We start from the raw sequence: 1,640 nt of genomic DNA on the forward strand, positions 1-1,640 counted from the left end.
AAAATGTCGCGCAGCGACGTCTCCGAGATGGCCATCGTGCCGCTCAGCGAGTGCAGCACGCCCACCTTCACGGTTTCCTCCGCTCGCAGCGTGGAGGTGGAAGTGAGAGCGGCTAAAGCCAACAAGGATTTTAAGAATCGTGATGTCAATTTCATGGAATGTATCGAATCGAATAAGGGTTAAAAAAGCCCAACTACCGGAGCTCAAAATCAGCTCCGGCAGCGAGGCGGAGAACGAACTCAGAAAGTAATCACGACACCTGCACGACCGCGGATGAAACCCTCATCAGGGTTGGTGACGATGACGTTGTCGTTGGTGTAGAAGTAGTCGAGGGAAGCCGTGAGGGCCACATGCTTGGACAAAGGCAACGTTGCACCGAGACCGATGGAAGCGAAACCGAAGCCGGCCTGGCCACCGTGATAGTCATAGGTGTCGTAGCTGAGTGCGATCGGCATGGACAAGGTCAAGGGCCCCAATTCCGTCGTGGGACTGATCCCCACCTGAACCACCAAACCCTCACCGAAATTCACTGCAGCACCACGATCAAAGCGGCCATGAAGCAGGAGGTATGGATTCAGCGGAGCTGCGTAGTCGATGCGGAAATCGATGATCTTTTCCGTATTGCCACCGTAGTTCCAATACTGATTGATGAGGGTGAATTTCAGTTTGTCCAAGCTGTAGGAGATGCCTGCCCACACATCGGTTTCCTGAACGCGATTTCCCAGCGTCGAGTTGGATTCATTGTTGTCATTGATGTCAAACCATGCGCCAACGAAGAACGTGAAATTGCTGCTCAGATTAAAATTGATGGAGAGGGAAGGATGGAAAAGTGGATCTTCCCAGGACTGCCCAGCCCCCCACACATCTTGCCCATACGACACAAAGTGGGAATCCATCAGCAACGACAGGGTTCCGCTGATTAAAGGTGGCGGAGGAGTGGGTTCCACCACGGGCGCCTTTGCAGGAGTTCCGGCCTCGATCCCGCCAGCTGTCAGCATCATGGCTGACGTGGCTAGGACACAGTTTTTGAGTGTAGCATGCAACCTTAAAGGTAGATTCATCGTTACAGATTTCGTTAGTGTGTTGAATCGCTAACGGCATCTGGTGGGACGATCCGGCGTCAAACGAATCCCCGCCAGGTGCCTAGCGACGCAAAACACCCCAAGCAGCAAGCGTGCCACGCTGCCACTGGAGTCATCAGTGCGATTAAGGGATTGGAGACTTTGCGGTATGAGTTTTTTGGGATTCTCTAAAGGATCTACACTCAGGACTAACTTCTTTGCTTTATGTCATTAACACCTATCTTATCACTCAGGTGTTAGTCATACTTACGTTTCCATCTGACTTTCAGGAAATACTCACGGGCTTGAAATTCCGAATTGAGTTATCGGCAAATCAACCAGCACCTCAACTTACACCTAACCAACATTAACCAACTAGCTTAACTTACAAGAGAGGAGCGGCTCGCGACCAAACGAGCCGCCCCAATTTGTTCTCATCAACAAACCCTCGACCTTTAAAGGGCTAAGGGAAATTCATTCACTCCCTTACTCCTTAGGCTTGAAGGTGCCTTTGAGGAAGGGTTCGCCATAGACGTTGTCGTAGGACTTCAGGATCTTGAACTGTCCATCCGCTTTCGT

General features: G+C 51.2%; 1 protein-coding gene and 1 pseudogene. Both read right to left on the reverse strand.

All coding sequences use genetic code 11. The features are described 5' to 3' along the window. Positions 1 to 155: pseudogene (locus tag B5D61_RS26930) on the reverse strand (transporter substrate-binding protein); the annotation flags it as partial. Between the two features lie 84 nt (positions 156 to 239). Further along, on the reverse strand, positions 240 to 1,001 hold the full coding sequence (locus tag B5D61_RS25495) for a hypothetical protein (protein WP_078816243.1): 762 nt from the start codon (positions 999 to 1,001) through the stop codon (positions 240 to 242). Positions 1,002 to 1,640 lie beyond the last annotated feature (639 nt).

Source organism: Prosthecobacter debontii, from assembly GCF_900167535.1.
In the GTDB taxonomy this organism is placed as follows: domain Bacteria; phylum Verrucomicrobiota; class Verrucomicrobiia; order Verrucomicrobiales; family Verrucomicrobiaceae; genus Prosthecobacter; species Prosthecobacter debontii.

Coding starts and splice junctions, on each gene's coding strand:
- B5D61_RS25495 (WP_078816243.1), bottom strand. CDS start 1,001: ATGATGCTGACAGCTGGCGGGATCGAGGCCGGAACTCCTGCAAAGGCG.